25 protein-coding genes and 1 tRNA gene are annotated in these 22,689 nt (G+C 59.6%); 21 read left to right on the top strand and 5 right to left on the bottom strand.

What is annotated here, in order from left to right; translation table 11 throughout:
* Positions 1 to 53: 53 nt before the first annotated feature.
* The 3 genes from amrS to CKW13_RS07345 all read left to right on the top strand — a co-directional run bounded on the left by amrS (position 54) and on the right by CKW13_RS07345 (position 4,129).
* Positions 54 to 1,538: an AmmeMemoRadiSam system radical SAM enzyme gene (gene amrS / locus CKW13_RS07335; protein ID WP_095107928.1), complete on the top strand. Its 1,485-nt coding sequence runs from the start codon at positions 54 to 56 to the stop codon at positions 1,536 to 1,538.
* Positions 1,535 to 2,680 carry a PLP-dependent aspartate aminotransferase family protein gene (locus CKW13_RS07340; RefSeq protein WP_095107929.1) on the top strand — a complete coding sequence of 382 codons (1,146 nt, stop codon included), beginning with the start codon at positions 1,535 to 1,537 and terminating at the stop codon, positions 2,678 to 2,680. Before amrS ends, CKW13_RS07340 begins: the two co-directional genes overlap by 4 nt.
* Before the next feature lie 180 nt (positions 2,681 to 2,860).
* A complete protein-coding gene (locus tag CKW13_RS07345; RefSeq protein WP_095107930.1) occupies positions 2,861 to 4,129 on the top strand; it encodes a PLP-dependent aminotransferase family protein in 1,269 nt (422 codons plus the stop codon).
* 1 nt (position 4,130) lies between these two features.
* Here CKW13_RS07345 and CKW13_RS07350 read toward each other — a convergent pair whose 3' ends face one another.
* The 4 genes from CKW13_RS07350 to CKW13_RS07365 all read right to left on the bottom strand — a co-directional run bounded on the left by CKW13_RS07350 (position 4,131) and on the right by CKW13_RS07365 (position 6,434).
* Positions 4,131 to 4,757 carry a LysE family translocator gene (locus CKW13_RS07350; protein ID WP_095107931.1) on the bottom strand — a complete coding sequence of 209 codons (627 nt, stop codon included), beginning with the start codon at positions 4,755 to 4,757 and terminating at the stop codon, positions 4,131 to 4,133.
* 302 nt (positions 4,758 to 5,059) lie between these two features.
* Entirely contained in the window at positions 5,060 to 5,779 is a 720-nt protein-coding gene (locus CKW13_RS07355; protein ID WP_095107932.1) for an SDR family oxidoreductase, read from the bottom strand.
* Positions 5,780 to 5,935: 156 nt separating this feature from the next.
* The gene (locus tag CKW13_RS07360) at positions 5,936 to 6,256 is read right to left on the bottom strand and encodes a hypothetical protein (RefSeq protein ID WP_095107933.1); all 321 of its coding nucleotides are present in this window, start codon (positions 6,254 to 6,256) and stop codon (positions 5,936 to 5,938) included.
* A gap of 93 nt (positions 6,257 to 6,349) precedes the next feature.
* Positions 6,350 to 6,434: transfer RNA gene (locus CKW13_RS07365), tRNA-Leu, on the bottom strand.
* A gap of 108 nt (positions 6,435 to 6,542) precedes the next feature.
* Here CKW13_RS07365 and queA point away from each other — a divergent pair.
* The 6 genes from queA (at position 6,543) to CKW13_RS07395 (ending at position 12,609) form a co-directional block, all read left to right on the top strand.
* Positions 6,543 to 7,592, top strand: coding sequence for a tRNA preQ1(34) S-adenosylmethionine ribosyltransferase-isomerase QueA (gene queA / locus CKW13_RS07370; RefSeq protein ID WP_095107934.1), 1,050 nt, complete (start codon positions 6,543 to 6,545; stop codon positions 7,590 to 7,592).
* A gap of 5 nt (positions 7,593 to 7,597) precedes the next feature.
* Entirely contained in the window at positions 7,598 to 8,713 is a 1,116-nt protein-coding gene (tgt, locus tag CKW13_RS07375; protein ID WP_032803964.1) for a tRNA guanosine(34) transglycosylase Tgt, read from the top strand.
* A gap of 44 nt (positions 8,714 to 8,757) precedes the next feature.
* Positions 8,758 to 9,093, top strand: a complete 336-nt coding sequence (gene yajC / locus CKW13_RS07380; protein WP_007956696.1) for a preprotein translocase subunit YajC — start codon at positions 8,758 to 8,760, stop codon at positions 9,091 to 9,093.
* A gap of 63 nt (positions 9,094 to 9,156) precedes the next feature.
* Positions 9,157 to 11,025, top strand: coding sequence for a protein translocase subunit SecD (secD, locus tag CKW13_RS07385; RefSeq protein WP_095107935.1), 1,869 nt, complete (start codon positions 9,157 to 9,159; stop codon positions 11,023 to 11,025).
* A 9-nt stretch (positions 11,026 to 11,034) separates the two neighbouring features.
* Entirely contained in the window at positions 11,035 to 11,949 is a 915-nt protein-coding gene (secF, locus tag CKW13_RS07390; RefSeq protein WP_095107936.1) for a protein translocase subunit SecF, read from the top strand.
* 117 nt (positions 11,950 to 12,066) lie between these two features.
* A complete protein-coding gene (locus tag CKW13_RS07395; RefSeq protein ID WP_095107937.1) occupies positions 12,067 to 12,609 on the top strand; it encodes a glycine zipper 2TM domain-containing protein in 543 nt (180 codons plus the stop codon).
* Positions 12,610 to 12,675: 66 nt separating this feature from the next.
* Here the strand turns inward: CKW13_RS07395 and suhB are convergent, their stop codons facing one another.
* Positions 12,676 to 13,491, bottom strand: a complete 816-nt coding sequence (gene suhB, locus CKW13_RS07400; RefSeq protein ID WP_095107938.1) for an inositol-phosphate phosphatase — start codon at positions 13,489 to 13,491, stop codon at positions 12,676 to 12,678.
* A gap of 145 nt (positions 13,492 to 13,636) precedes the next feature.
* Here suhB and trmJ point away from each other — a divergent pair, with 145 nt between their 5' ends.
* The 12 genes from trmJ (at position 13,637) to rlmN (ending at position 22,688) form a co-directional block, all read left to right on the top strand.
* Positions 13,637 to 14,407 (top strand): tRNA (cytosine(32)/uridine(32)-2'-O)-methyltransferase TrmJ, encoded by a 771-nt coding sequence (gene trmJ / locus CKW13_RS07405; RefSeq protein WP_095107939.1) that lies wholly within the window; start codon positions 13,637 to 13,639, stop codon positions 14,405 to 14,407.
* Between the two features lie 2 nt (positions 14,408 to 14,409).
* Complete coding sequence (gene cysE, locus CKW13_RS07410; protein WP_095107940.1) at positions 14,410 to 15,183, top strand: serine O-acetyltransferase; 774 nt, start codon at positions 14,410 to 14,412, stop codon at positions 15,181 to 15,183.
* A 204-nt stretch (positions 15,184 to 15,387) separates the two neighbouring features.
* Positions 15,388 to 15,879: a Fe-S cluster assembly transcriptional regulator IscR gene (gene iscR, locus CKW13_RS07415; RefSeq protein ID WP_095107941.1), complete on the top strand. Its 492-nt coding sequence runs from the start codon at positions 15,388 to 15,390 to the stop codon at positions 15,877 to 15,879.
* Positions 15,880 to 15,929: 50 nt separating this feature from the next.
* Positions 15,930 to 17,144: an IscS subfamily cysteine desulfurase gene (locus CKW13_RS07420; RefSeq protein WP_095107942.1), complete on the top strand. Its 1,215-nt coding sequence runs from the start codon at positions 15,930 to 15,932 to the stop codon at positions 17,142 to 17,144.
* A 102-nt stretch (positions 17,145 to 17,246) separates the two neighbouring features.
* Positions 17,247 to 17,633, top strand: coding sequence for a Fe-S cluster assembly scaffold IscU (gene iscU / locus CKW13_RS07425; RefSeq protein WP_003443374.1), 387 nt, complete (start codon positions 17,247 to 17,249; stop codon positions 17,631 to 17,633).
* 33 nt (positions 17,634 to 17,666) lie between these two features.
* Positions 17,667 to 17,990 (top strand): iron-sulfur cluster assembly protein IscA, encoded by a 324-nt coding sequence (gene iscA / locus CKW13_RS07430; protein WP_095107943.1) that lies wholly within the window; start codon positions 17,667 to 17,669, stop codon positions 17,988 to 17,990.
* Between the two features lie 8 nt (positions 17,991 to 17,998).
* Positions 17,999 to 18,520, top strand: coding sequence for a co-chaperone HscB (hscB, locus tag CKW13_RS07435; protein WP_095107944.1), 522 nt, complete (start codon positions 17,999 to 18,001; stop codon positions 18,518 to 18,520).
* Between the two features lie 51 nt (positions 18,521 to 18,571).
* On the top strand, positions 18,572 to 20,434 hold the full coding sequence (gene hscA, locus CKW13_RS07440) for a Fe-S protein assembly chaperone HscA (RefSeq protein WP_095107945.1): 1,863 nt from the start codon (positions 18,572 to 18,574) through the stop codon (positions 20,432 to 20,434).
* Positions 20,435 to 20,437: 3 nt separating this feature from the next.
* Positions 20,438 to 20,779 carry an ISC system 2Fe-2S type ferredoxin gene (gene fdx / locus CKW13_RS07445; RefSeq protein ID WP_095107946.1) on the top strand — a complete coding sequence of 114 codons (342 nt, stop codon included), beginning with the start codon at positions 20,438 to 20,440 and terminating at the stop codon, positions 20,777 to 20,779.
* Between the two features lie 14 nt (positions 20,780 to 20,793).
* The gene (gene iscX, locus CKW13_RS07450) at positions 20,794 to 20,994 is read left to right on the top strand and encodes a Fe-S cluster assembly protein IscX (protein ID WP_017846180.1); all 201 of its coding nucleotides are present in this window, start codon (positions 20,794 to 20,796) and stop codon (positions 20,992 to 20,994) included.
* Positions 20,995 to 21,085: 91 nt separating this feature from the next.
* On the top strand, positions 21,086 to 21,511 hold the full coding sequence (ndk, locus tag CKW13_RS07455; RefSeq protein WP_007916882.1) for a nucleoside-diphosphate kinase: 426 nt from the start codon (positions 21,086 to 21,088) through the stop codon (positions 21,509 to 21,511).
* A gap of 28 nt (positions 21,512 to 21,539) precedes the next feature.
* Positions 21,540 to 22,688 carry a 23S rRNA (adenine(2503)-C(2))-methyltransferase RlmN gene (gene rlmN, locus CKW13_RS07460; protein ID WP_095107947.1) on the top strand — a complete coding sequence of 383 codons (1,149 nt, stop codon included), beginning with the start codon at positions 21,540 to 21,542 and terminating at the stop codon, positions 22,686 to 22,688.
* Position 22,689 lies beyond the last annotated feature (1 nt).

Here is a 22,689-nt window from a genome sequence, read left to right on the forward strand (position 1 = left end):
GATTTGCCCCGTGATGTTGAACAATAAACTTCCGTGATGATGAGGAACTCGAGATGGAACTTAATAAAGGTAAGAACTGGACCCTGGACAGCACCCCCGCCATGTTGGAAGAGATACTTCCGGGCGGGGCGGTGAAGTGCCACTTGTCACCGCGCAATTGTGTGATCCAGGAAGGCAAGGTCGGTTTCTGCAAAGTGCGCGGCAACCGCGGCGGCCGCTTGGTGACCTTGAACTACGGCAAGGGTGTACACAGCACGGAAGAAACCATCGAGACCGAGGCGGTGTTCCACTTTGCTCCTGGCGAACGAATCCTGTCCCTGGGCAATATCGGCTGCATGCTCAACTGCGGTTACTGCCACAACTGGAAGACCTCCCAGGCCAAGTACGTGACCGACAAGGACGTGTACTACTACACCCCCGAACAAGTGGTGGAAACCGCGCTCCAGCACGGTATCCGGGTGATTTCCTGGACTTACAACGACCCTGTGGTGTGGCACGAATTCATTCTCGATACCGCCAAGTTGGCTAAGGAAGCAGGCCTGATAAACCTGTACAAGTCGGCGTTTTTTATCAGCGAAGAAGCCATCGACGAACTGCTGCCGGTGATCGATATCTTCTCGATTTCCCTCAAGTCCATTTCCCCCGAGTACTACCGCAAAGTCACCACCGGGTGGGTCGAGCCGGTGTTGGCGGGAATCAAGAAAGTCTACGACGCCGGCAAGTACGTAGAAGTCAGCACCTTGATGGTCACCGATATCAGTGACGACGAAGACACCGCCCGCAAGATCAGCCAGTGGGTGTTGGATGAATTGGGCCCGAACGTTCCCCTGCACTTTGTGCGCTTCCACCCCGACTACAAAATGAGCAACAGCATCCGTACCCCCGTGGATCGCCTGCTCAAGGCGCGGGACATCGCCCGGGGCATGGGGGTTGAGCACGTGTACCTGGGCAACGTGAACGACGTCGATGGCACCAACACCAGTTGCAACAAGTGCAACGCACTGCTGGTGACCCGCTATGGTCTGAACGCCGAGATCCTGGGCCTGGACAGCCATGGGTGCTGCACGTCCTGCGGGCATGACGCGCACTTTCGCATGCTTGAGGCGCCGAAGGCGAACAAGGTGGTGGAGCTGCGCGAAGAGGCGCTGACGAGCTACGAAAAACGCAAATTCGAGTGGCACGGCGATATCGTTTCCCTGCACGCCCAACTGCTCAATACCCAGGATTTCGAGCAAACGGTCTACCTGCGGCGCAACTACAACGACGGCCAGAGCAGTGCCTGGAAAACCCTCACCTTGCGGCCCCACGAAAGCTACCGCTTCATCATCGCCAAGGCACGGGTCGATGAAACCGGGCCGGAAGTCTGGCTGCCGCAAGGGGTCAATTCCAACTTGCACGAAGTGTTCGACCGCGCGCATTTCCCCACCGAGTCCATCGAGGAAATCGGTATTTCGCAAAACGACATCACGCCCACCATCGGTTATGAGGGCAAGCAGAACATGTATGAGCAAGTCATCAAAATGGTGCACAAGGCATGAGTATTTCCACTGAGATCCTTCATATGCGGGTCGACGACCGGGATGCGCTGCCTTCCGTCACGCCCATTTATCAATGCAGTGCCTTCAGTGCGGACTCGGCGTTTTTTTATTCGCGCAAGGCCAACCCCAACGTGACGGAACTGGAACAAGTGGTGGCGGCCCTGGAGGGCAGTGAATATGCCCTGGCCTACGCCACGGGGATGAGCGCCATCTACATGGTGCTGGAGTTGCTCAAGCCCGGCGGCTCGCTGGTTATTAACAAGTACATCTACGGTTGCTCCTACAAGTTGTTCCAGCGCTATGCCGCGCGCATCGGCGCGCAACTGACTGTGCTGGACCTGACCACCGCCAGTGGCCTGGAAACGTTGCCGGCAAACGTGGACATGGTGGTGTTTGAAACGCCCACCAATCCCTTCCTCAAGGACATCGACATCCAGGCCGTCAGCACGGCGGTCAAGCGCATCAACCCCGAGGCGCTGGTGGTGGTGGACAACACCTGGGCCACGCCGATCTTCCAGAAGCCGCTGCACTTTGGCGCCGATATTTCGCTGTACAGCGCCACCAAGTACTTCTCCGGCCATAGCGATGTGATGGGTGGGTTGGTGCTGGTGGACAACGAGGCGCTTCACGCGCGGCTGCTGGAGGGGCGCTTCTATTCCGGTTCGATCCTGACGCCCAATAGTGCGTGGCTGCTACGCCGCAGCATGCAGACCTTCAACTTGCGCATGGAAAAGCACAGCGCGACAACGGTCAGCATGCTCAGCTACCTGCAAACCCTGCCCTTTGTCGAACACGTCTACTACCCGCGCATCGATGGCCAGCAACTGACCGGATATGGCGGCATCGTGTTCGTCGATATCCGCCCCGACCTGGTGCCCTTCTACAAAACCTTCACCGGCGCCCTCAAGTGGTTTGGCACCGGCACAGGCATGGCCTGCGTGACGTCGATGGTGGCGCAACCGTTTAGCGGCAGCCACGCCTCGATGAGCGAGCAGGAAAAGGCCGACATGGGCATTGGCAAGGGGCTGGTGCGCTTGTGCTTTGGACTGGAGGCTGTGGAAGACCTCAAGCAGGATTTGCTGCAAGCCTTCCAAACAACGGAAAAACGGGTGGCGCAGGAGGGAGTACTTAACCCGGCTTAGTACTTTGCCGACCCATGAAATCACAACCCGTGTGGGAGCGAGCCTGCTCGCGATAGCGTCCTTGCAGCCAGGGCCGTCATCGCGAGCAGGGCCGCCCCCCCAAAAAAGTAAACCCACACGCAGTGCCTTGAATGGTCGGTATCGACTCTGGGGCTCGTCGTTTTTTTGGAGAGCGCCAGATTGACCCATTCATTCCACCCTTCGGTGTTCGATGACCCGACCCTCAACGTCATCCATCTGCTTAACACCCTCTCCAGCGAAAACCCGGAGGCCATTTCCCTGGCCTCCGGCCGCCCCGACGACGAGTACTGCGACCCGTCGCTGATCCATAAGGGGCTGGCGCGCTTTACCCAATACCTGGCCGACACGGACCAATCCCTGGCGACCACGCTGTGCCAGTACGGCAAAACCGGCGGGATCATCAACCCCATCCTGGCCCGCTACTTGTACAAGGATGAGGACATCAGCGTTGAAAATGCCGACAACATTGTGGTGTGCCTGGGGTTTCAGGAGGCGGCGACGCTGACCCTGTTGTCGGTATTCGATGACGGTGGCGTGTTACTGGTGCCCGACCCGGTGTTTTGCGGCATTACTGGCATCGCCAAGTTGCTGGGCATCAGGGTCGTACCGGTGGCCATGGACATCTTCCTAGACCCGACAGCATTGCGCCTGCTGGCCCGGGCGATCGAGTCGGCGGGAGACAAGATAAAGGCTTTGTATGTGATCCCCGACTTCAGCAACCCCACCTCCGATTGCCTGGGGCTGGCAGAGCGAAAGGAGCTGCTGGCGCTGGCCGAGGAGCTGGATTTTTTCATCCTCGAAGACAATGCCTATAGCTACTTCAGGTATGAGGGCAGCAAGGTCCCCGCACTCAAGGCCCTTGAGAGCCGCCGCGTGTTCTACCTGGGCTCTTTTGCCAAGTCGATTTTCCCAGGGTTACGCATGGGCTATGTGGTCGCGCCCGAGGGGGAGGGCGTGAAGCCGTTCAGCACCCAGCTCTGCAAGGCCAAGAGCCTGGTCACGGTCAACACGCCGGCGCTGTGCCAAGCAGTGGTGGCGGGGCTGTTGATTGAACATCAGTATTCCTTGAAGGCCTTGAACCAGCCTCGGGTGTTGGCCTACCAGCAAAAAAGAAACACCATGATCGATTGCTTGGAACATGAGTTTCCCTACAGCCTGGGTGTTGAACAACGCGTGACCTGGAACCGCCCGGCGGGCGGTTTTTTCATCAACGTGCAATTACCGTTCGCCTTTGGCTACCTGCAAATGTGCGAGTGTGCCAACCAGTTCAAGGTCATCGTGTTTCCCACGTCGCTGTTCTCGCTGATGAACGGGGCGAGCACCCAGGTGCGCCTGTCATTCAGCAATGCTTCTTTGGAGCAGATTGAGCGGGCGGTCAGCCGCTTGCGCGCCTATGTGGACTTCAAGCAGGGCAACCGCCGCGGGTGATCTAGGCGGCTGCGGTGGCCAGCATCACGCCCGTCACCACTTGATAGGCGCCCAGGGCGGTGATGGTCGAGCCAGACAGGTAGTTAATCAACTTGAGCCGCGAGGCCTGGATGCGGCTCTTGAACACCGACGAGAAACCGCTCAGGCCCAGCCACCATGCCGCGGAGCCGAGGAAGATGCCCATCACCATCGATGCCACCGAGTGCTGGCTGTTGACCATGCCATCACTCATCGCCGCGAAAATGGCAATGAACGAAAGGATGGTCATGGGGTTGGAGAGGGTCAGGAACAACGTGCTCGAATACGCCTTGAACATGTTGGCGCGCTCGCCCGGCAGTACGGTGGCGGCGGTTTTGGAACGGATGATCTGGTAACCGATATAGGCCAGGAACAACCCGCCGAAAATGCACAGCCAGGGCTTCCAACTGATAAGCGTGGCGATGATGGCGGTGATGCCCAAGGCGCCGATGAAGCCGTAGATCGAGTCGGCGGTTGCCGCACCCAGCCCCGTGGCGAAACCGGCGCGCCAGCCCTGGCTCAGGCTGCGCTGGATGCACAGCAGGCCAATGGGGCCGACCGGAGCTGCGATGCAAAGCCCGATGACCATGGATTTGAAGAAGATGAGCATGAAAATACCTCCCGGATTGATAGCTAAAGGTTAGGCGGGGAGGCATTGGGGCTGAATTGTGTTTTTAATGTTTATTGGTTTTATGCGGATAAATTTCCATTAATTAGGTCCAAATAACCTTCATTAATAATGTGAGTGCAGTAATCGACTTTAATCGGTGCTTTTTGGCCGGCGACCCTGTTGTTTTTCCTCCGCCCTCAGGGCTGCTTTGAGGAAGCAATCGAGACCGATTGGCCTGCTTGCCGGCGTTTGCACAGGCGTGGGGCGAACCTGGCTGGCGTCAGGTTCGCGACTTCATGGGGTCAGAAGCGTTCGTCGAGCATCGCGGGCAAGGTCAGCTCCCGCACGAAACTGGCCGAGGACAGGCTCAAGACCATGCGCACCACCTGCACCACGTCATGCACCGGGATCAGCTGGCCATCACCGCGCTGCTCGGCCACAGCGCGCGGTGTGCTCAACGGGTCTTGGGTATTGAGGTAGCCCAGGTTCAGGCACGTCACGCCAAGGCGTTGCTCCCGGTAGCCTTCGCGCAAGGCGTCGGCCATGCCGCGCAGGGCGAACTTGGACGCGGTGAAAGTGACCTCCGGGCGCCCGCTCTGGGGCAGGCCAGAGGTGGAGCCAGTGAAGATCACCCGTGGGTTGGGGCTTTTGAGTAGGCTCGGCAGCAAGCGTTTGATAAGCAGGATGGGCGCGGTGATGTTGCAACCGACAATGGCCTCCAGTTGCTCGTCGCGGTCTTGCAGAAAGTCGTAGGCCTCATCAAAGGCCTGGTCTTCCCAAATTCCCAGGTTGTAGATCAGCGTATCCAGGCCTTCCTCGGCCACCGCGTGTTCGATGGCCCGCACCGCGTGCGCCGGCTCAGCCAAATCCGCTTCGATCCAGCGCAACTGCACACCCGCTTTACTCGCCAGGTCTTGCGGGCGCGTACGTGAGACACCGATCAGCGTGTCTCCCGCCTCACCAAGCCCCTCTACCAGAGCCCTGCCCAATCCTTTGCTCGCGCCTACTACCAAGGTTTTCATCGATTGATTCCTGAACCGACAGATTTTTGAAGCGGCGGATGCAAGCAGATGAGGGGAGTGATGGCAATTGGCTTGATGTTTCTGGATGTGAGATCGATTGCCCGAATACGGCGGGGCGCGCGGCCCAGCGCCCAGCATCTGTGTATCCAAGGCCCACTACAGGATGTCTTTGAGGTAACCCTTGAGTTCCATCAGCGGCGCATTGAGCGCTTCCAGGGTCTGTGCGCTATGAACTTCGGCGCGTAGCCTTTGCAGCTCACGCCCCATGACACCGCCCAACGCGCCGCACGCCAAGCCCAGGCACTCGCCCAATTTGAATTGAATGGCCCCAACGTCCGCTTGACGCACCAACAAGCCGAACACCTCGCGCTGATAGCGATCCATGGCCGGGTCGTCCCGCAGGATTGGACTGGAGCCTTCCACCTCATACGCCAACTTGAGTGAATAAAGCGCTACGGTCTCCAGCGTCGCTTCCATGGTGCAAAGTCCTCCGCATGCCTGCGTGGCCCTTAACGGCCACTTTTTTACAGGCAAAAAAAAGACCTTGAATTTCAAGGTCTTTTTAATGTTTGGTGCCCCGAGGGAGACTCGAACTCCCACTCCTTTCGAAAACGGATTTTGAATCCGCCGCGTCTACCAATTCCGCCATCAGGGCTCAATGGCGGCGAAGTATAGAGAGGTGAATACCGTTGGTCAATCAGGTTTCGTGGTCTATTTTCGCTATTTCCGCTAGACTTCCCGGCCCTGCTAGACGAACCCCATCATGCGCGTTGCTGACTTTACTTTCGAACTCCCTGATTCGCTGATTGCCCGCCACCCTTTGGCTGAGCGTCATGCCAGTCGCCTGTTGACCCTGGACGGGGTCAGCGGCGCCCTTGCACACCGTCAATTCACTGATTTGCTTGAGCATTTGCGCCCGGGCGATTTGATGGTGTTCAACAATACCCGGGTGATTCCGGCGCGGTTGTTTGGCCAGAAAGCGTCCGGCGGCAAGTTGGAAATTCTGGTGGAGCGGGTGCTGGACAGCCATCGCGTGCTGGCCCATGTGCGGTCGAGCAAGTCGCCTAAGCCGGGGTCGCAGATTCTCATCGATGGCGGTGGCGAGGCGCAGATGCTGGCGCGTCACGATGCGCTGTTCGAGTTGGCGTTTGCCGAAGAAGTGCTGCCGTTGCTCGACCGCGTCGGGCACATGCCCTTGCCTCCTTATATAGACCGCCCGGACGAGGACGCTGACCGCGAGCGTTATCAGACGGTGTATTCCGAGCGCCTGGGGGCGGTGGCAGCGCCGACGGCGGGGCTGCATTTCGATCAGGCGCTGCTGGCGGCGATTGCGGCCAAGGGCGTAGAGACTGCGTTCGTGACCCTGCACGTGGGGGCGGGGACTTTTCAGCCGGTGCGTGTCGAGCGCCTTGAAGACCACCACATGCACAGTGAGTGGTTGGAAGTCGGCCAGGACGTAGTGGATGCGGTGGCGGCGTGCCGTGCCCGTGGTGGCCGGGTGGTGGCGGTGGGTACCACCAGCGTGCGTTCCCTGGAGAGCGCGGCCCGTGACGGTGTGCTCAAGCCGTTCAGTGGCGACACCGATATCTTTATCTTCCCTGGGCGGCCGTTCCATGTGGTCGATGCCCTGGTGACCAATTTCCATTTGCCCGAATCCACGCTCTTGATGCTGGTTTCGGCGTTCGCCGGTTACCCCGAGACCATGGCTGCCTATGCGGCGGCGGTCGAGCAGGGGTACCGCTTTTTCAGCTACGGTGATGCGATGTTCATCACCCGTAATCCGGCGCCGCGCGGCCCAGAGGAAACCGTATGAGTCGTATGTCATTTGAACTGTTGGCCACCGACGGCAAGGCCCGTCGCGGTCGCCTGACCTTCCCGCGTGGCACTGTCGAGACCCCGGCGTTCATGCCGGTGGGCACCTATGGCACGGTCAAGGGCATGCTGCCGCGGGACATCGTCGCCACGGGCGCCGAGATCATCCTGGGCAACACCTTCCACCTGTGGCTGCGCCCGGGCACGGAAGTCATCAAGAAGCACGGTGACCTGCACGATTTCATGAAGTGGCAAGGCCCGATCCTCACCGATTCCGGTGGTTTCCAGGTGTTCAGCCTGGGCGCCATGCGCAAGATCAAGGAGGAGGGTGTGACCTTCGCTTCACCGGTGGACGGCGCCAAGGTGTTTATGGGGCCTGAAGAGTCGATGCAGGTCCAGCGTGACCTGGGCTCAGACATCGTGATGATTTTCGACGAATGCACGCCGTACCCGGCCGATGAAGACGTGGCGCGGATCTCCATGGAACTGTCGCTGCGCTGGGCGCAGCGCTCGAAGAATGCCCATGGCGACAACACGGCGGCGCTGTTCGGTATCGTCCAGGGCGGCATGCACGAAAGCTTGCGCAAGCGCTCGCTTGAGGGCCTGGACAAGATCGGCTTTGACGGCCTGGCCATTGGCGGGCTGTCGGTGGGCGAGCCCAAGCACGAGATGATAAAGGTGCTGGACTACCTACCGGGGCTGATGCCAGCTGACAAACCTCGTTACCTTATGGGTGTTGGCAAGCCGGAAGATCTGGTTGAGGGTGTGCGCCGCGGTGTGGACATGTTCGATTGCGTGATGCCAACCCGCAATGCCCGCAATGGGCATCTGTTTATCGATACCGGCGTGCTGAAGATCCGTAACGCGTTCCATCGCCATGATGATTCGCCACTGGATCCGACCTGCGATTGCTATACCTGCCAGAACTTCTCCCGTGCCTATCTGCATCATCTGGACAAGTGCGGCGAAATGCTGGGCAGCATGTTGAATACGATCCACAATTTGCGCCATTACCAAGTGCTTATGGCTGGTTTGCGCGAGGCTATTCAACAGGGTACATTGGCCGCCTTTGTCGATGCCTTCTATGCCAAACGCGGGCTTCCCGTGCCGCCGCTGGACTGAGTTTCCAACCTTTCAAGACACTAATTTTGCAACTGGAGTGCTAAATGAGCTTTTTTATCTCTAATGCCATGGCTGACGCCGCTGCACCGGCTGCCGCCCCTATGGGTGGTGGCTTTGAATGGATCTTCCTGGTCGGTTTCCTGGTCATCTTCTACCTGATGATCTGGCGTCCACAGGCCAAGCGCGCCAAAGAGCAGAAGAACCTGCTGAGCAGCTTGCAGAAGGGTGATGAAGTTGTGACCACTGGCGGTATCGCCGGCAAGATCACCAAAGTTGCGGATGACTTCGTAGTACTGGAAGTTTCCGATACCGTGGAAATGAAGTTCCAGAAAGGCGCTATTGCCGCCACGCTGCCTAAAGGCACGCTCAAAGCGATCTAAGTTTCAACTTCTACTCAATCGACGGGGCGCGCAAGGCGCCCCGCTTCATAAGCGGGCGGCGTGATGCTGAACAAATACCCTCTGTGGAAATACATACTGATCCTGGCGGTGCTGGCGATCGGTATTATTTATTCCGCTCCCAATTTATATCCTGACGATCCGGCCATTCAGGTCAGCGGTGCGAGCACTGCGCTGAAGGTCAACCAGGCTGATCTGGATCGCGCGAGCAAGGCCCTGGCCGATGCCGGGATCACGGTCAAGGCTTCTTCGCTGGCCGAAAGCGGCAAGGGCGGGCTGATCCGCCTGACCAAGCAAGAGGATCAACTTCCGGCCAAGGATGTGGTGCGCAAGGCGTTGGGCGATGACTACGTAGTCGCGCTGAACCTGGCCCAAACCACGCCCCAGTGGCTGCGCAACCTCGGTGCGCACCCGATGAAGCTGGGCCTGGACTTGTCCGGTGGCGTGCACTTCCTGCTGGAAGTGGACATGGACAAAGCCCTGGATGCTCGTCTGAAAGTCTACGAAGGCGACGTCAAGAGCCTGCTGCGCAAAGAGCGCCTGCGTTATCGCAGCCTGCCGCAACTCGATGGCGCCATCCAGCTGGGCTTCGCTGACGAAGCGACCCGCGAACAGGCCCGTGCCCTGATCCGTAAGAGCTTCACCGATTTCGACATCGTTCCGGCCGACCTCAACGGTCAGGCGGTGCTGCGTCTGGCGATGACCCCGGCCAAGCTGGCGGAAATCCGCGAATACTCCATCAAACAGAACTTGACCACGGTACGTAACCGCGTCAATGAGCTGGGTGTTGCCGAACCTATCGTTCAGCGCCAGGGCGCCAACCGTATCGTGGTTGAGCTGCCGGGTGTGCAGGACACCGCTGAAGCCAAGCGTATCCTGGGCAAGACGGCCAACCTTGAGTTCCGCCTGGCCGCCGAGCCGGGTGCGTCGAAGGCCACCTCTGAGTCATTCGAGTTTCGCGAGGGCAATCGTCCTCCAGCGTTGATCGAGCGCGGCCTCATCATCACTGGCGATCAGGTGACTGACGCCAAGGCGGGTTTCGGTGAGCAGGGCACGCCGGAGGTGAATATCCGCCTCGATGGCCATGGCGGTGAACTGATGAGCCGCGCCACGCGCAGCAACGTCGGGCGCAGCATGGCGGTGATCTTCATCGAACAGCGTCCGGTCACCACTTACACCAAGCAAATGGTCAACGGCGTCGAGAAAGACGTGCCGGTGCAGACCTTCAAGGAAGAGAAACGCATCATCAGCCTGGCGACCATCCAGTCGCCGCTGGGTGCGCAGTTCCGCATTACCGGCCTCAACGGCCAGGGCGAATCCTCCGAGCTCGCGCTGTTGTTGCGTGCGGGTGGTCTGGCGGCGCCGATGTACTTCGCTGAAGAGCGCACCATCGGCCCGAGCCTGGGTGCTGACAACATCACCAAGGGTATCGACGCCTCGCTGTGGGGCATGTTGTTCGTGTCGCTGTTCATCATTGCCATCTACCGCTTCTTCGGCATCATTGCCACGGTCGCGCTGGCGGTGAACATGGTGCTGCTGCTGGCCCTGATGTCGCTGCTGGGGGCAACCCTGACCCTGCCGGGTATCGCCGGTATCGTGCTGACCATGGGTATGGCGGTGGACGCCAACGTGCTGATCTTCTCGCGGATCCGTGAGGAAATCGCGGCCGGGATGACGGTGCAGCGGGCAATCAACGAAGGCTTCGGCCGGGCATTCACTGCGATCCTGGACTCCAACCTGACTACCTTGTTGGTCGGCGGGATCCTCTTTGCCATGGGCACCGGCCCGGTCAAAGGCTTTGCGGTGACCATGTCCCTCGGGATCTTTACCTCGATGTTCACGGCCATCATGGTGACCCGCGCGATGGTCAACCTGATCTTCGGCGGTCGTGACTTCAAGAAGTTGTGGATTTAAGGGGCTGCCATGTTACGTACTATCAACTTCATGGGCGTTCGCAACGTTGCGTTCGGCGTCACTGTGGTCCTTACCGTTCTGGCGTTGTTCAGCTGGTTCCATAAGGGCTTGAACTATGGCTTGGACTTTACCGGCGGCACGCTGATCGAGCTGACCTACGAGCGTCCGGCGGACGTGATGAAGGTTCGCTCCCAATTGGTTGCCGCAGGTTACGAAGATGCGGTGGTGCAGAGCTTTGGCGCCACCACCGACCTGCTGGTGCGCATGCCGGGCGAAGACCCGCAACTGGGTCACCAGGTGGCCGAGGCGCTGCAGAAAGTGGGCGGCGACAACCCGGCCCAGGTCAAGCGCGTCGAGTTCGTCGGCCCGCAGGTTGGTGAAGAGCTGCGCGACCAGGGCGGCCTCGGCATGCTGATGGCACTGGGCGGCATCCTGATCTACCTGGCGTTCCGCTTTCAGTGGAAATTCGCGGTCGGCGCCATTGTGTCGTTGATCCACGACGTCATTGTGACCGTGGGGATCCTGGCGTTCTTCCAGATCACCTTCGACCTGACGGTGCTGGCGGCGGTGTTGGCGATTATCGGCTACTCGCTCAACGACACCATCGTGGTATTCGACCGGGTGCGGGAGAACTTCCGGGTGCTGCGCAAGGCGAGCCTGATCGAGAATATCAACATCTCGACCACGCAAACCCTGCTGCGCACCATGGCCACCTCCATCTCCACCTTGCTGGCGATCGTGGCCTTGCTGGTGTTTGGTGGCGATAACCTGTGGGGCTTCTCCATCGCCTTGTTCGTGGGTGTGTTGGCGGGTACCTACTCGTCGATCTATATCGCCAACGTGGTGTTGATCTGGCTGAACCTGAGCTCCGAGGACTTGATCCCCGTAGCCAATACCGAGAAGGAAGTGGACGAGCGCCCGTAGGCATCGTCTCCCCTGGCGGTACGTAAAAGGCGCGAGTGTTGAACTCGCGCCTTTTTTTATGCTCCAAGGCTGGGAGAAGCGCGGGCATGTCCCGCTTGTGATGGTCAGGAGGTTCATGTGAACAAGTCGTTGCTGGTTGGTGCGGTATTGGGTGCTGTCGGTGTGACTGCCGGGGGTGCTGTTGCCACCTACAGCCTGGTAAATAGCGGCCCTGAGTATGCGCAAGTACTGGCGGTGGAGCCGGTCAAGACCCAAATCAAGACCCCTCGTGAGGTCTGCAAGGATGTCACGGTCACTCGTCAGGCGCCGGTCAAGGATCAACACCAGATCGCCGGCACGGTGCTGGGTGCGGTTGCTGGTGGTTTGCTGGGTAATCAGATCGGTGGCGGTAATGGCAAGAAGATAGCCACGGTTGCAGGTGCGGTCGGCGGCGGCTATGCCGGCAACAAGGTTCAGGAAGGTATGCAGAACCGTGATACCTACACCACCACCCAGACGCGCTGCAACACGGTCAACGACATCAGCGACAAGGTCGTGGGCTACGATGTGCGCTATTCCTTGGATGGCAAGGAAGGCAAGGTGCGGATGGATCGCGATCCGGGCAACCAGATTCCGGTCAATAAGGAAGGCCAGTTGATCCTGGGGCAGAACGAGCAGTAAAGGCTGCCAGCCTTAAAAAGGTCAAAAAAAAGCACCCCGAAAGGTGCTTTTTTTATGCCCGCTCGCTTAGCGCTTGAGCGATGGCGGCAGGTGCGGCTGGATGGCCGTCAGGACTGCTTTGAAGCATTTGGTGTTGCCGGCGACGACGTGGCCTTTTTCAAGGAAGTCGTGGCCGCCAGTGAAGTCGCTCACCAAGCCGCCCGCTTCCTGGATCAGCAGGGCACCGGCAGCCATGTCCCACTCGGACAGGCCCGACTCCCAGAAGGCGTCGTAGCGGCCAGCAGCGACGTAGGCCAGGTCCAGGCTTGCGGCGCCAGCGCGGCGGATGCCGGCGGTCTGGCCGACCAGGCTGCGGAACATACCCAGGTAGTTGTCGAGGTTGTCCATCTGGTCATCGCGGAACGGGAAGCCCGTGCCCAGCAGGGCACCGTCCAGGCTGGTACGGCCGCTGACACGCAGGCGACGACCGTTGAGCTGGGCGCCACGGCCACGGCTGGCGGTGAATTCTTCCTGGCGTACCGGGTCCAGGACCACTGCGTGTTCCAGGCGACCGCGGTATTTGCAGGCGATGCTCACGGCGAAATGGGGAACGCCGCGCAGGAAATTGGTGGTGCCGTCCAGTGGGTCGATGATCCACAGGTAGTCTTCACCTTCGCCGCTGCCGGCGTGCATGCCGGTTTCTTCGCCGAGGATGGCGTGGGTTGGATAAGCCTTGCGCAACGCGTCGATGATCTTCTGCTCGGCAGCGCGATCAACTTCGGACACATAGTCCTTGGCGTCTTTTTCGTCGACCTTGATGGTATCCAGGCGCTCGATAGAGCGGAAAATCAATTCACTGGCGCTGCGGGCGGCGCGCAGCGCGATATTCAGCATGGGCTGCATGGATGTGTCACCTAAGGTTGTTAAAGAAAGCCGAGCATTCTAGCAGAAAGTTCGGGTAGATGAAGGCCGACGTTCGCTTTCGTGGCATAACCTTAGTCTGTTCTGTAATATTTGCCCCCTTTCCCCTTGTCCGAGAGCGCCTCCCTTGCTGCAGAACATTCGTGTGGTCTTGGTCAATACCAGTCATCCCGGGAACATCGGCGGGGTGGCGCGCGCCATGAAAAATATGGGGCTGACGCGCCTGGTGCTGGTGGAGCCGCGTTTGTTTCCGCACCACGAGGCCGACGCCCGAGCGTCCGGCGCCAACGACATCCTGGCCAATGCGCAAGTGGTCGCCACCCTGGAAGATGCTTTGGTGGGCTGCAACCTGGTGCTGGGCACCAGTGCGCGTGACCGCCGTATCCCCTGGCCGTTGCTCGACCCGCGCGAGTGCGGTGCCAAGGTCGTGGAAGAGGCGGGCGAGGGTGCTGAAATCGCTCTGGTGTTCGGTCGCGAAGATTCCGGCCTGACCAACGAGGAGCTGCAGCGATGTCATTACCACGTGCATATCCCCTCCGACCCTGAGTTCAGTTCGCTGAACCTGGGGGCGGCGGTGCAGGTGTTGAGCTATGAGGTGCGCATGGCTTGGCTGGCGGCACAAGGCCAGCCGAGCAAGGTCGAGAAGGATGAAGTGGCGTCCACCAAAAGCGGTGAATTGGCGACCATGGATGAGCTGGAGCGCTTTTACGAGCACCTGGAGCAGACCCTGGTAGCCATTGAGTTCCTCGACCCTGAAAAGCCGCGGCACTTGATGGCACGCCTGCGCCGCTTGTACGGGCGCAGCTCGGTCAGCCGAGCGGAAATGAACATATTGCGTGGCATCCTCACGGAAACCCAGAAAGCGGCCCGTGGCGAGCTTCTAAAGCGGAAGGATTAAAGATGTTCGAGCGTTTGCGTGAAGATATCCAGAGTGTTTTTCATCGCGACCCGGCGGCGCGTAACGCTTTTGAGGTGCTGACCTGCTACCCCGGCATGCACGCAATCTGGATCCATCGCCTGGCCGGCCTGCTCTGGCGTTCGGGCTGGAAGTGGTTGGCGCGGCTGGTGTCCAACTTCGGTCGCTGGCTGACTGGAATTGAGATCCATCCGGGGGCCAAGGTCGGGCGTCGGTTCTTTATCGATCACGGCATGGGCATTGTGATTGGCGAGACGGCTGAAATCGGCGACGACGTGACTCTCTACCAGGGTGTGACCCTGGGCGGTACTAGTTGGAACAAGGGTAAGCGCCACCCGACCCTGGAAGACGGCGTGGTCGTGGGTGCGGGCGCCAAGGTGCTCGGGCCGTTCACCGTGGGGGCTGGGGCGAAAGTTGGCTCCAACGCCGTGGTGACCAAGGCTGTACCGGCCGGGGCGACGGTGGTTGGGATCCCTGGGCGCATCATTATCAAGTCCGATGCCGAGCAGGACGCCAAGCGTAAGGCTATGGCCGAGAAGCTCGGCTTCGATGCTTATGGAGTCAGTGAGGACATGCCGGACCCGGTGGCGCGGGCGATTGGACAACTGCTCGATCACCTGCAAGCGGTAGATGGGCGCCTGGAGGGTATGTGTGGCGCCCTGACCGAACTGGGCAGCAGCTACTGCGCCAAGGACCTACCGGTGCTGCGCGACGAGGACTTCGCCGAGGTCAAGGGGCGGGAAGATCAGGCCGGCTGAGGTGTTGGTGCCGCGACTTCCGGTCGCGGCACCGGCAGTTGACGTGCCTGCTTGTCGGGCGTGTGCCATTACCCGGCAGACCCTGCTATCATTCGCGCGCTCTTTTTGCGGGTAATCCTGACTAAAGTACTAGGTCTTATAGTTGACTTAAATACTCGGGAATTGCATACTCGCCCTCATTCCGAAACTCCGTGGTACTTGTCCATGCGACTGACTACAAAAGGCCGATACGCCGTGACCGCCATGCTCGACTTGGCGTTACACGCGCAGCATGGCCCGGTGTCCCTGGCCGATATCTCCGAGCGCCAAGGCATTTCCCTGTCCTACCTCGAACAGCTTTTCGCCAAGTTGCGCCGTAGCAACCTGGTGTCCAGTGTGCGCGGCCCGGGTGGTGGCTACCAGCTATCACGTGATATGCAGGGCATCCAAGTAGCCCAGGTAATCGACGCAGTCAACGAATCGGTCGATGCCACCAAATGCCAGGGGCTGGGCGATTGCCATGCCGGCGATACCTGCCTGACCCACCATTTGTGGTGCGACTTGAGTTTGCAGATCCATGAATTTCTGAGTGGTATCAGCTTGGCCGATCTTGTGACTCGCCGTGAGGTGCAAGAAGTGGCCCAGCGTCAGGACCAGCGCCGCTGCAACAGCAAGGTGCCGCGTCTGGACAAGATTGAAGCGTCCGCCGTCGAATGACAGCCAAAGAGCTAGCGGCACGCCAGCCAGCCTGATTTAGGAGAAAGTCCATGAAATTGCCGATTTACCTTGATTACTCCGCAACCACCCCGGTCGATCCGCGTGTTGCGCAAAAGATGAGTGAGTGCCTGCTGGTCGACGGAAACTTCGGTAACCCGGCGTCCCGCTCCCACGTGTTCGGCTGGAAAGCCGAAGAGGCCGTGGAAAATGCTCGTCGCCAGGTCGCCGACCTGGTCAACGCCGACCCGCGTGAAATCGTCTGGACCTCGGGTGCCACCGAGTCCGACAACCTGGCAATCAAGGGCGTCGCGCACTTCTATGCCACCAAGGGCAAGCACCTGATTACCACCAAGATTGAGCACAAGGCCGTCCTGGACACCATGCGCCAACTGGAGCGTGAAGGCTTCGAAGTCACCTACATCGAGCCTCGCGAAGACGGCATCGTGACCCCGCAAATGATCGCCGCAGAGCTGCGCGACGACACCATTCTGGTTTCGGTGATTCACGTCAACAACGAAATCGGCACCATCAACGACATCGCGGCTATTGGCGAACTGACCCGTTCCAAAGGTGTGCTGCTGCACGTCGATGCGGCACAGTCCACCGGCAAGGTTGAAATCGACCTGGCCAAGCTCAAAGTCGACCTGATGTCGTTCTCTGCCCACAAAACCTACGGCCCCAAAGGCATTGGGGCGCTCTACGTGAGCCGCAAACCGCGTGTTCGCCTCGAGGCGACCATGCACGGCGGCGGTCACGAGCGCGGCATGCGTTCGGGCACCCTGGCGACGCACCAGATCGTGGGCATGGGTGAAGCGTTCCGCGTGGCCAAGGAAGACATGGCCGCCGAAAACGTACGCATCAAGGCGCTGAGCGACCGTTTCTTCAAACAGGTCGAAGGCCTGGAAGAGCTGTACGTCAACGGCAGCTTGACCGCGCGCGTTCCGCACAACCTGAACCTGAGCTTCAACTACGTGGAAGGCGAGTCGCTCATCATGGCGCTCAAGGACCTCGCGGTTTCCTCCGGTTCGGCCTGTACCTCGGCGTCCCTGGAGCCTTCCTACGTGCTGCGCGCCCTGGGCCGCAACGACGAGTTGGCACACAGCTCGATCCGCTTCACCTTCGGCCGTTTCACCACCGAAGAAGAAATCGACTACGCCGCGCAGAAAGTCTGCGAGGCCGTTACCAGGCTGCGCGCCCTGTCGCCGCTGTGGGACATGTACAAAGACGGTGTCGATATCTCCAAGATCGAGTGGGCGGCACACTAAATAAAGAAGCCGCCACATACAGGTTCTGTAACAACGTGGCGATCAACGCTGGCGTTTTTACCGGGCCTCAAGAGCGGCCCTGATGAGTGAGGATTAAGAATCATGGCTTACAGCGAAAAGGTCATCGACCACTACGAGAACCCGCGCAACGTCGGCAAGATGGACGCCGAAGACCCTGATGTCGGTACCGGCATGGTCGGCGCGCCCGCCTGCGGCGACGTGATGCGCCTGCAAATCAAGGTCAACGAGCAAGGCATCATCGAAGACGCCAAGTTCAAGACCTACGGTTGCGGTTCGGCCATCGCCTCCAGCTCCCTGGCGACCGAGTGGATGAAAGGCAAGACTCTGGATGAAGCAGAGACCATCAAGAACACTCAGTTGGCTGAAGAACTGGCCCTGCCGCCGGTCAAGATTCACTGCTCCGTACTCGCCGAGGACGCCATCAAGGCCGCCGTTCGCGATTACAAGCAGAAGAAAGGCTTGATCTGAGATCCCCCACAGCTTGAGTCGTAAGGAGTTCCGATGGCTATCAGCATGACAGAAGCGGCTGCTCAACACGTGCGACGCTCCCTCAACGGGCGCGGCAAGGGTGATGGGATTCGCCTGGGTGTCCGCACCACAGGCTGTTCCGGCCTTGCCTACGTGCTGGAGTTTGTCGACGAAGTGAACAGCGACGATCAGGTGTTCGAGAGTCATGGCGAGAAAGTGATTATCGATCCCAAGAGCCTGACGTACCTCGACGGTACTGAGCTGGATTTCGTCAAGGAAGGGTTGAACGAAGGCTTCAAGTTCAACAATCCCAATGTTCGCGGTGAATGTGGCTGCGGCGAAAGCTTCAATATCTGAGGCATTTTGTGGGTACTCCTTGTCATTTCGCTTTATTCGAGTTGCAGCCGAGTTTTCGCCTGGACCTCGACCAGTTGGCCACGCGCTACCGTGAATTGGCGCGCGGCGTCCACCCCGACCGCTTTGCCGACGCCACCGAGCGTGAGCAGCGGCTGGCGCTGGAACAGTCCGCCAGCCTCAATGAGGCCTACCAGACGCTCAAGAGCCCTCCCAAGCGTGCGCGCTACCTGCTCGCCATGGGCGGTGGGGAGTTGCCGCTGGAGGTCACGGTGCACGATCCAGAGTTTCTTCTGCAACAGATGCAATGGCGCGAAGAACTTGAAGATCTGCAGGGCAGCGCCGACCTGGCCGGAGTCGCTACGTTCAAGCGTCGCCTCAAGGTGGCGCAGGACGAACTGAACGAAAGCTTCGCTGCCTGTTGGGATGATGCGGCGCAACGCGAGCAGGCCGAACGCCTGATGCGGCGCATGCAGTTCCTCGACAAGCTCACCTACGAAGTGCGCCAACTAGAAGAGCGCCTCGACGATTAACCCAGTGCTGCCCAAGTTGCACGCCTGATAGACAGATAAGACCTGATTACCATGGCCCTACTGCAGATCGCCGAACCCGGCCAAAGTCCTCAACCGCACCAGCGTCGCCTGGCTGTGGGGATTGACTTGGGCACCACCAACTCCCTGGTCGCTGCGGTGCGCAGCGGCCTGAGCGAGCCCCTGGCCGACGCCGATGGCCAGGTCATCCTGCCGTCCGCGGTGCGTTATCACGCCGATCGCGTCGAGGTGGGTGAGTCTGCCCGGCTGGCTGCCGCCGCCGATCCGCTCAACACCGTGCTGTCGGTCAAGCGCCTGATGGGGCGCGGCCTTGGCGACGTCAAGCAACTGGGCGATCAACTGCCTTACCGCTTTGTCGGCGGCGAATCCCATATGCCGTTCATCGATACCGTGCAGGGGCCGAAAAGCCCGGTGCAGGTGTCGGCCGAGATCCTCAAGGTTTTACGCCAGCGCGCTGAAAACACCTTGGGCGGGGACTTGGTGGGTGCGGTGATTACCGTCCCAGCCTACTTCGACGACGCTCAACGCCAGGCCACCAAGGACGCGGCGAAACTTGCCGGCCTGAATGTGCTGCGCCTGCTCAACGAACCGACAGCCGCTGCCGTGGCCTATGGTCTGGACCAGCACGCCGAAGGCCTGGTCGCCATTTACGACCTGGGTGGCGGCACCTTCGATATCTCGATTCTGCGTCTGACCGGCGGGGTCTTCGAGGTCTTGGCCACCGGTGGCGACAGCGCCCTGGGCGGTGATGACTTCGACCATGCCCTGGCCGGTTGGATCATCGAGGGCGCTGGCTTGTCCGCCGACCTGGACCCGGGTGCGCAGCGTAACCTGCTGCAAACCGCGTGTGCCGCCAAGGAAGCCTTGACCCAGGCTGCTTCGGTTGAAGTGGTCTACGGTACGTGGTCGGCTCAGTTGACCCGTGATGCCTTCGATGCGCTGATCGAACCCATGGTCGCACGCAGCCTCAAGGCCTGCCGTCGCGCCGTGCGTGATTCCGGCGTCGAGCTTGAAGACGTGGCCGCCGTGGTCATGGTCGGCGGCTCGACCCGCGTGCCCCGTGTGCGCGATGCAGTGGCCGAAGCCTTCGGTCGCCAGCCGTTGACCGAGATCGACCCGGATCAGGTCGTGGCCATTGGCGCCGCGATCCAGGCCGATACCCTGGCAGGCAACAAGCGCGACGGTGGCGAATTGCTGCTGCTTGACGTGATTCCGCTGTCCTTGGGCCTGGAAACCATGGGCGGGTTGATGGAGAAGGTGATCCCGCGCAACACCACTATCCCTGTCGCCCGCGCCCAGGATTTCACCACCTACAAGGATGGCCAGTCGGCCATGATGATTCATGTGCTACAAGGCGAGCGCGAGCTGATTAGCGACTGCCGCTCCCTGGCGCGCTTTGAGTTGCGCGGCATTCCGGCCATGGTGGCGGGTGCGGCGAAGATCCGCGTGACCTTCCAGGTCGACGCCGACGGCCTGCTCAGCGTGGCCGCCCGTGAACTGGGCTCGGGTGTCGAGGCGAGCATCCAGGTCAAGCCGTCCTACGGCCTGACGGACGGCGAAATCGCCCGCATGCTCAAGGATTCGTTCCAGTACGCCAGTGACGACAAGAACGCCCGGGTGCTGCGTGAGCAGCAAGTCGATGCCCAGCGCCTTCTCGAGGCTGTGCAGGGCGCGCTTGAGGCAGACGGTGAGCGCCTGCTGGATGCTGAAGAACGCTTGGTCATCGACCTGCAGATGCAGGAACTGGCCGAATTGATGAAAGGCACCGATGGTTATGCCATCGAACAACAGACCAAGCGCCTTTCACAAGTAACCGATGCCTTTGCCGCCCGTCGTATGAACCAGACGGTGAAAGCCGTCCTGGCGGGACGCAACCTGAATGAAATTGAGGAATAACTGATGCCGCAGGTCATTTTTCTGCCACACGCCGAGCATTGCCCGGACGGTATGGTCGTGGAGGCTGAGACCGGCAAGTCCATTCTCGAAGTTGCCCACGACAACCACATTGAGATCGAGAGTGCTTGTGGTGGCGTTAACGCCTGTACCACGTGTCACTGCATTATCCGCGAAGGTTTCAAGAGCCTTGAAGAGGCCGATGAGCTGGAAGAGGACTATCTTGATAGGGCCTGGGGCCTGGAACCGACGTCGCGCCTGAGCTGTCAGGCCAAGGTGGGGACAGAAGACCTTACCGTCGAAATTCCGAAGTATTCGCTCAACCATGCGGCCGAAGCGCCGCACTGATTCAAGGAAGTGTCATGAGTCTTAAATGGGTTGATGTGCAAGAGATCGCTATCCTGTTGGCAGACGGCAACCCGGATATGGATCCCTATTCTCTGAATTTTGTTGCTTTGCGTGACATGGTCATGGCCTTGCCAGGCTTTGATGATGAGCGCGATCGCGGTGGCGAAAAGGTTCTGGAAGCTATCCAGACTGCCTGGAAAGAAGAGCAGGACTGACGCCTCCCTTACGCAGTTAGGCAATACCCAAGAACCCGCGTATAATTCGCGGGTTTAATTTTTCGTAAATTACCGTTTCTGGAGTTACACCATGGCTGTTCAACGTACTTTCTCCATCATCAAGCCTGACGCTGTTGCAAAAAACGTTATCGGCGAGATCACCACTCGTTTCGAAAAAGCCGGCCTGCGCGTTGTCGCTTCGAAACTCAAGCAACTGTCCAAAGCCGAAGCCGAAGGCTTCTATGCTGAGCACAGCGCTCGCGGTTTCTTCGGCGACCTGGTTGCCTTCATGATCTCCGGCCCTGTTGTTGTTCAGGTTCTGGAAGGCGAAAACGCTATCGCTCTGAACCGTGAGCTGATGGGCGCTACCAACCCTAAAGAAGCAGCTGCCGGCACCATCCGTGCTGATTTCGCTGACTCCATCGACGCCAACGCTGTGCACGGTTCGGACTCCGAAGCCGCTGCTGCTCGCGAAATCTCGTACTTTTTCGCAGCTACTGAAGTAACCACTCGCTAAGCACTGGCTTAAGAGTGAAGGTGAATCCATGACGACAACGACTGCAAAAACCAACCTGCTGGGCCTGACCCAGCCGGAAATGGAAAAATTCTTCGACTCAATCGGGGAGAAGCGTTTCCGTGCCAGTCAGGTAATGAAATGGATTCACCACCTTGGCGTCGATGATTTCGACGCTATGACGAACGTCAGCAAAGCCCTGCGCGACAAGCTCAAGGCCATTGCCGAAGTTCGCGGTCCGGAAGTGGTCAGCGAGGATATCTCCAGCGACGGCACCCGCAAGTGGGTGGTGCGCGTGGCGTCCGGCAGCTGCGTCGAGACCGTCTACATCCCCCAGGGCAAGCGCGGCACCTTGTGCGTTTCGTCCCAGGCAGGCTGTGCCCTGGATTGCAGTTTCTGCTCCACCGGCAAGCAAGGTTTCAACAGCAACCTCACCGCCGCCGAAGTTATCGGCCAGGTGTGGATTGCCAACAAATCGTTCGGCAGCATTCCCGCCACCGTCGATCGCGCCATCACCAACGTGGTGATGATGGGCATGGGCGAGCCCCTGCTGAACTTTGACAACGTCGTCGCGGCCATGCACTTGATGATGGATGACCTGGGCTACGGCATTTCCAAGCGCCGCGTGACCCTGTCTACCTCCGGTGTGGTGCCGATGATCGATGAGCTGTCCAAGCACATCGACGTCTCCCTGGCGTTGTCCCTGCACGCACCGAACGACGCATTGCGTAACCAATTGGTGCCGATCAACAAAAAGTATCCGCTTAAGATGCTGCTCGAGTCGTGCCAGCGCTACATGTCGTCCCTGGGCGAAAAGCGCGTGCTGACCATCGAATACACCTTGCTCAAAGACATCAACGACAAGGTTGAACATGCGGTGGAGATGATCGAGTTGCTCAAGGATGTGCCTTGCAAGATCAACCTGATTCCCTTCAATCCGTTTCCCCATTCCGGTTACGAGCGGCCCAGCAATAACGCCATTCGTCGCTTCCAGGATCAACTGCATCACGCCGGCTTCAACGTCACCGTGCGCACCACCCGTGGTGAGGACATCGACGCAGCCTGTGGCCAGTTGGTCGGGCAAGTGCTGGACCGCACCCGCCGCAGCGAACGTTACATTGCCGTGCGCGAACTGAACGCAGACGGCGATACGGCGCAAAACGCTGTGAACCGCCCCTGAG

The sequence above is a fragment of the Pseudomonas sp. Irchel 3E20 genome (genome assembly GCF_900187645.1).
Taxonomy (GTDB): Bacteria; Pseudomonadota; Gammaproteobacteria; order Pseudomonadales; family Pseudomonadaceae; genus Aquipseudomonas.

What these genes read in the sequence shown, in the direction of transcription:
- amrS (WP_095107928.1), top strand. Translation starts at nt 54, where the DNA reads ATGGAACTTAATAAAGGTAAGAACTGGACCCTGGACAGCACCCCCGCC.
- CKW13_RS07340 (WP_095107929.1), top strand. Translation starts at nt 1,535, where the DNA reads ATGAGTATTTCCACTGAGATCCTTCATATGCGGGTCGACGACCGGGAT.
- CKW13_RS07350 (WP_095107931.1), bottom strand. Translation starts at nt 4,757, where the DNA reads ATGCTCATCTTCTTCAAATCCATGGTCATCGGGCTTTGCATCGCAGCT.
- CKW13_RS07355 (WP_095107932.1), bottom strand. Translation starts at nt 5,779, where the DNA reads ATGAAAACCTTGGTAGTAGGCGCGAGCAAAGGATTGGGCAGGGCTCTG.
- CKW13_RS07360 (WP_095107933.1), bottom strand. Translation starts at nt 6,256, where the DNA reads ATGGAAGCGACGCTGGAGACCGTAGCGCTTTATTCACTCAAGTTGGCG.
- queA (WP_095107934.1), top strand. Translation starts at nt 6,543, where the DNA reads ATGCGCGTTGCTGACTTTACTTTCGAACTCCCTGATTCGCTGATTGCC.
- tgt (WP_032803964.1), top strand. Translation starts at nt 7,598, where the DNA reads ATGTCATTTGAACTGTTGGCCACCGACGGCAAGGCCCGTCGCGGTCGC.
- yajC (WP_007956696.1), top strand. Translation starts at nt 8,758, where the DNA reads ATGAGCTTTTTTATCTCTAATGCCATGGCTGACGCCGCTGCACCGGCT.
- secD (WP_095107935.1), top strand. Translation starts at nt 9,157, where the DNA reads ATGCTGAACAAATACCCTCTGTGGAAATACATACTGATCCTGGCGGTG.
- secF (WP_095107936.1), top strand. Translation starts at nt 11,035, where the DNA reads ATGTTACGTACTATCAACTTCATGGGCGTTCGCAACGTTGCGTTCGGC.
- suhB (WP_095107938.1), bottom strand. Translation starts at nt 13,491, where the DNA reads ATGCAGCCCATGCTGAATATCGCGCTGCGCGCCGCCCGCAGCGCCAGT.
- cysE (WP_095107940.1), top strand. Translation starts at nt 14,410, where the DNA reads ATGTTCGAGCGTTTGCGTGAAGATATCCAGAGTGTTTTTCATCGCGAC.
- iscR (WP_095107941.1), top strand. Translation starts at nt 15,388, where the DNA reads ATGCGACTGACTACAAAAGGCCGATACGCCGTGACCGCCATGCTCGAC.
- CKW13_RS07420 (WP_095107942.1), top strand. Translation starts at nt 15,930, where the DNA reads ATGAAATTGCCGATTTACCTTGATTACTCCGCAACCACCCCGGTCGAT.
- iscU (WP_003443374.1), top strand. Translation starts at nt 17,247, where the DNA reads ATGGCTTACAGCGAAAAGGTCATCGACCACTACGAGAACCCGCGCAAC.
- iscA (WP_095107943.1), top strand. Translation starts at nt 17,667, where the DNA reads ATGGCTATCAGCATGACAGAAGCGGCTGCTCAACACGTGCGACGCTCC.
- hscA (WP_095107945.1), top strand. Translation starts at nt 18,572, where the DNA reads ATGGCCCTACTGCAGATCGCCGAACCCGGCCAAAGTCCTCAACCGCAC.
- fdx (WP_095107946.1), top strand. Translation starts at nt 20,438, where the DNA reads ATGCCGCAGGTCATTTTTCTGCCACACGCCGAGCATTGCCCGGACGGT.
- iscX (WP_017846180.1), top strand. Translation starts at nt 20,794, where the DNA reads ATGAGTCTTAAATGGGTTGATGTGCAAGAGATCGCTATCCTGTTGGCA.
- ndk (WP_007916882.1), top strand. Translation starts at nt 21,086, where the DNA reads ATGGCTGTTCAACGTACTTTCTCCATCATCAAGCCTGACGCTGTTGCA.
- rlmN (WP_095107947.1), top strand. Translation starts at nt 21,540, where the DNA reads ATGACGACAACGACTGCAAAAACCAACCTGCTGGGCCTGACCCAGCCG.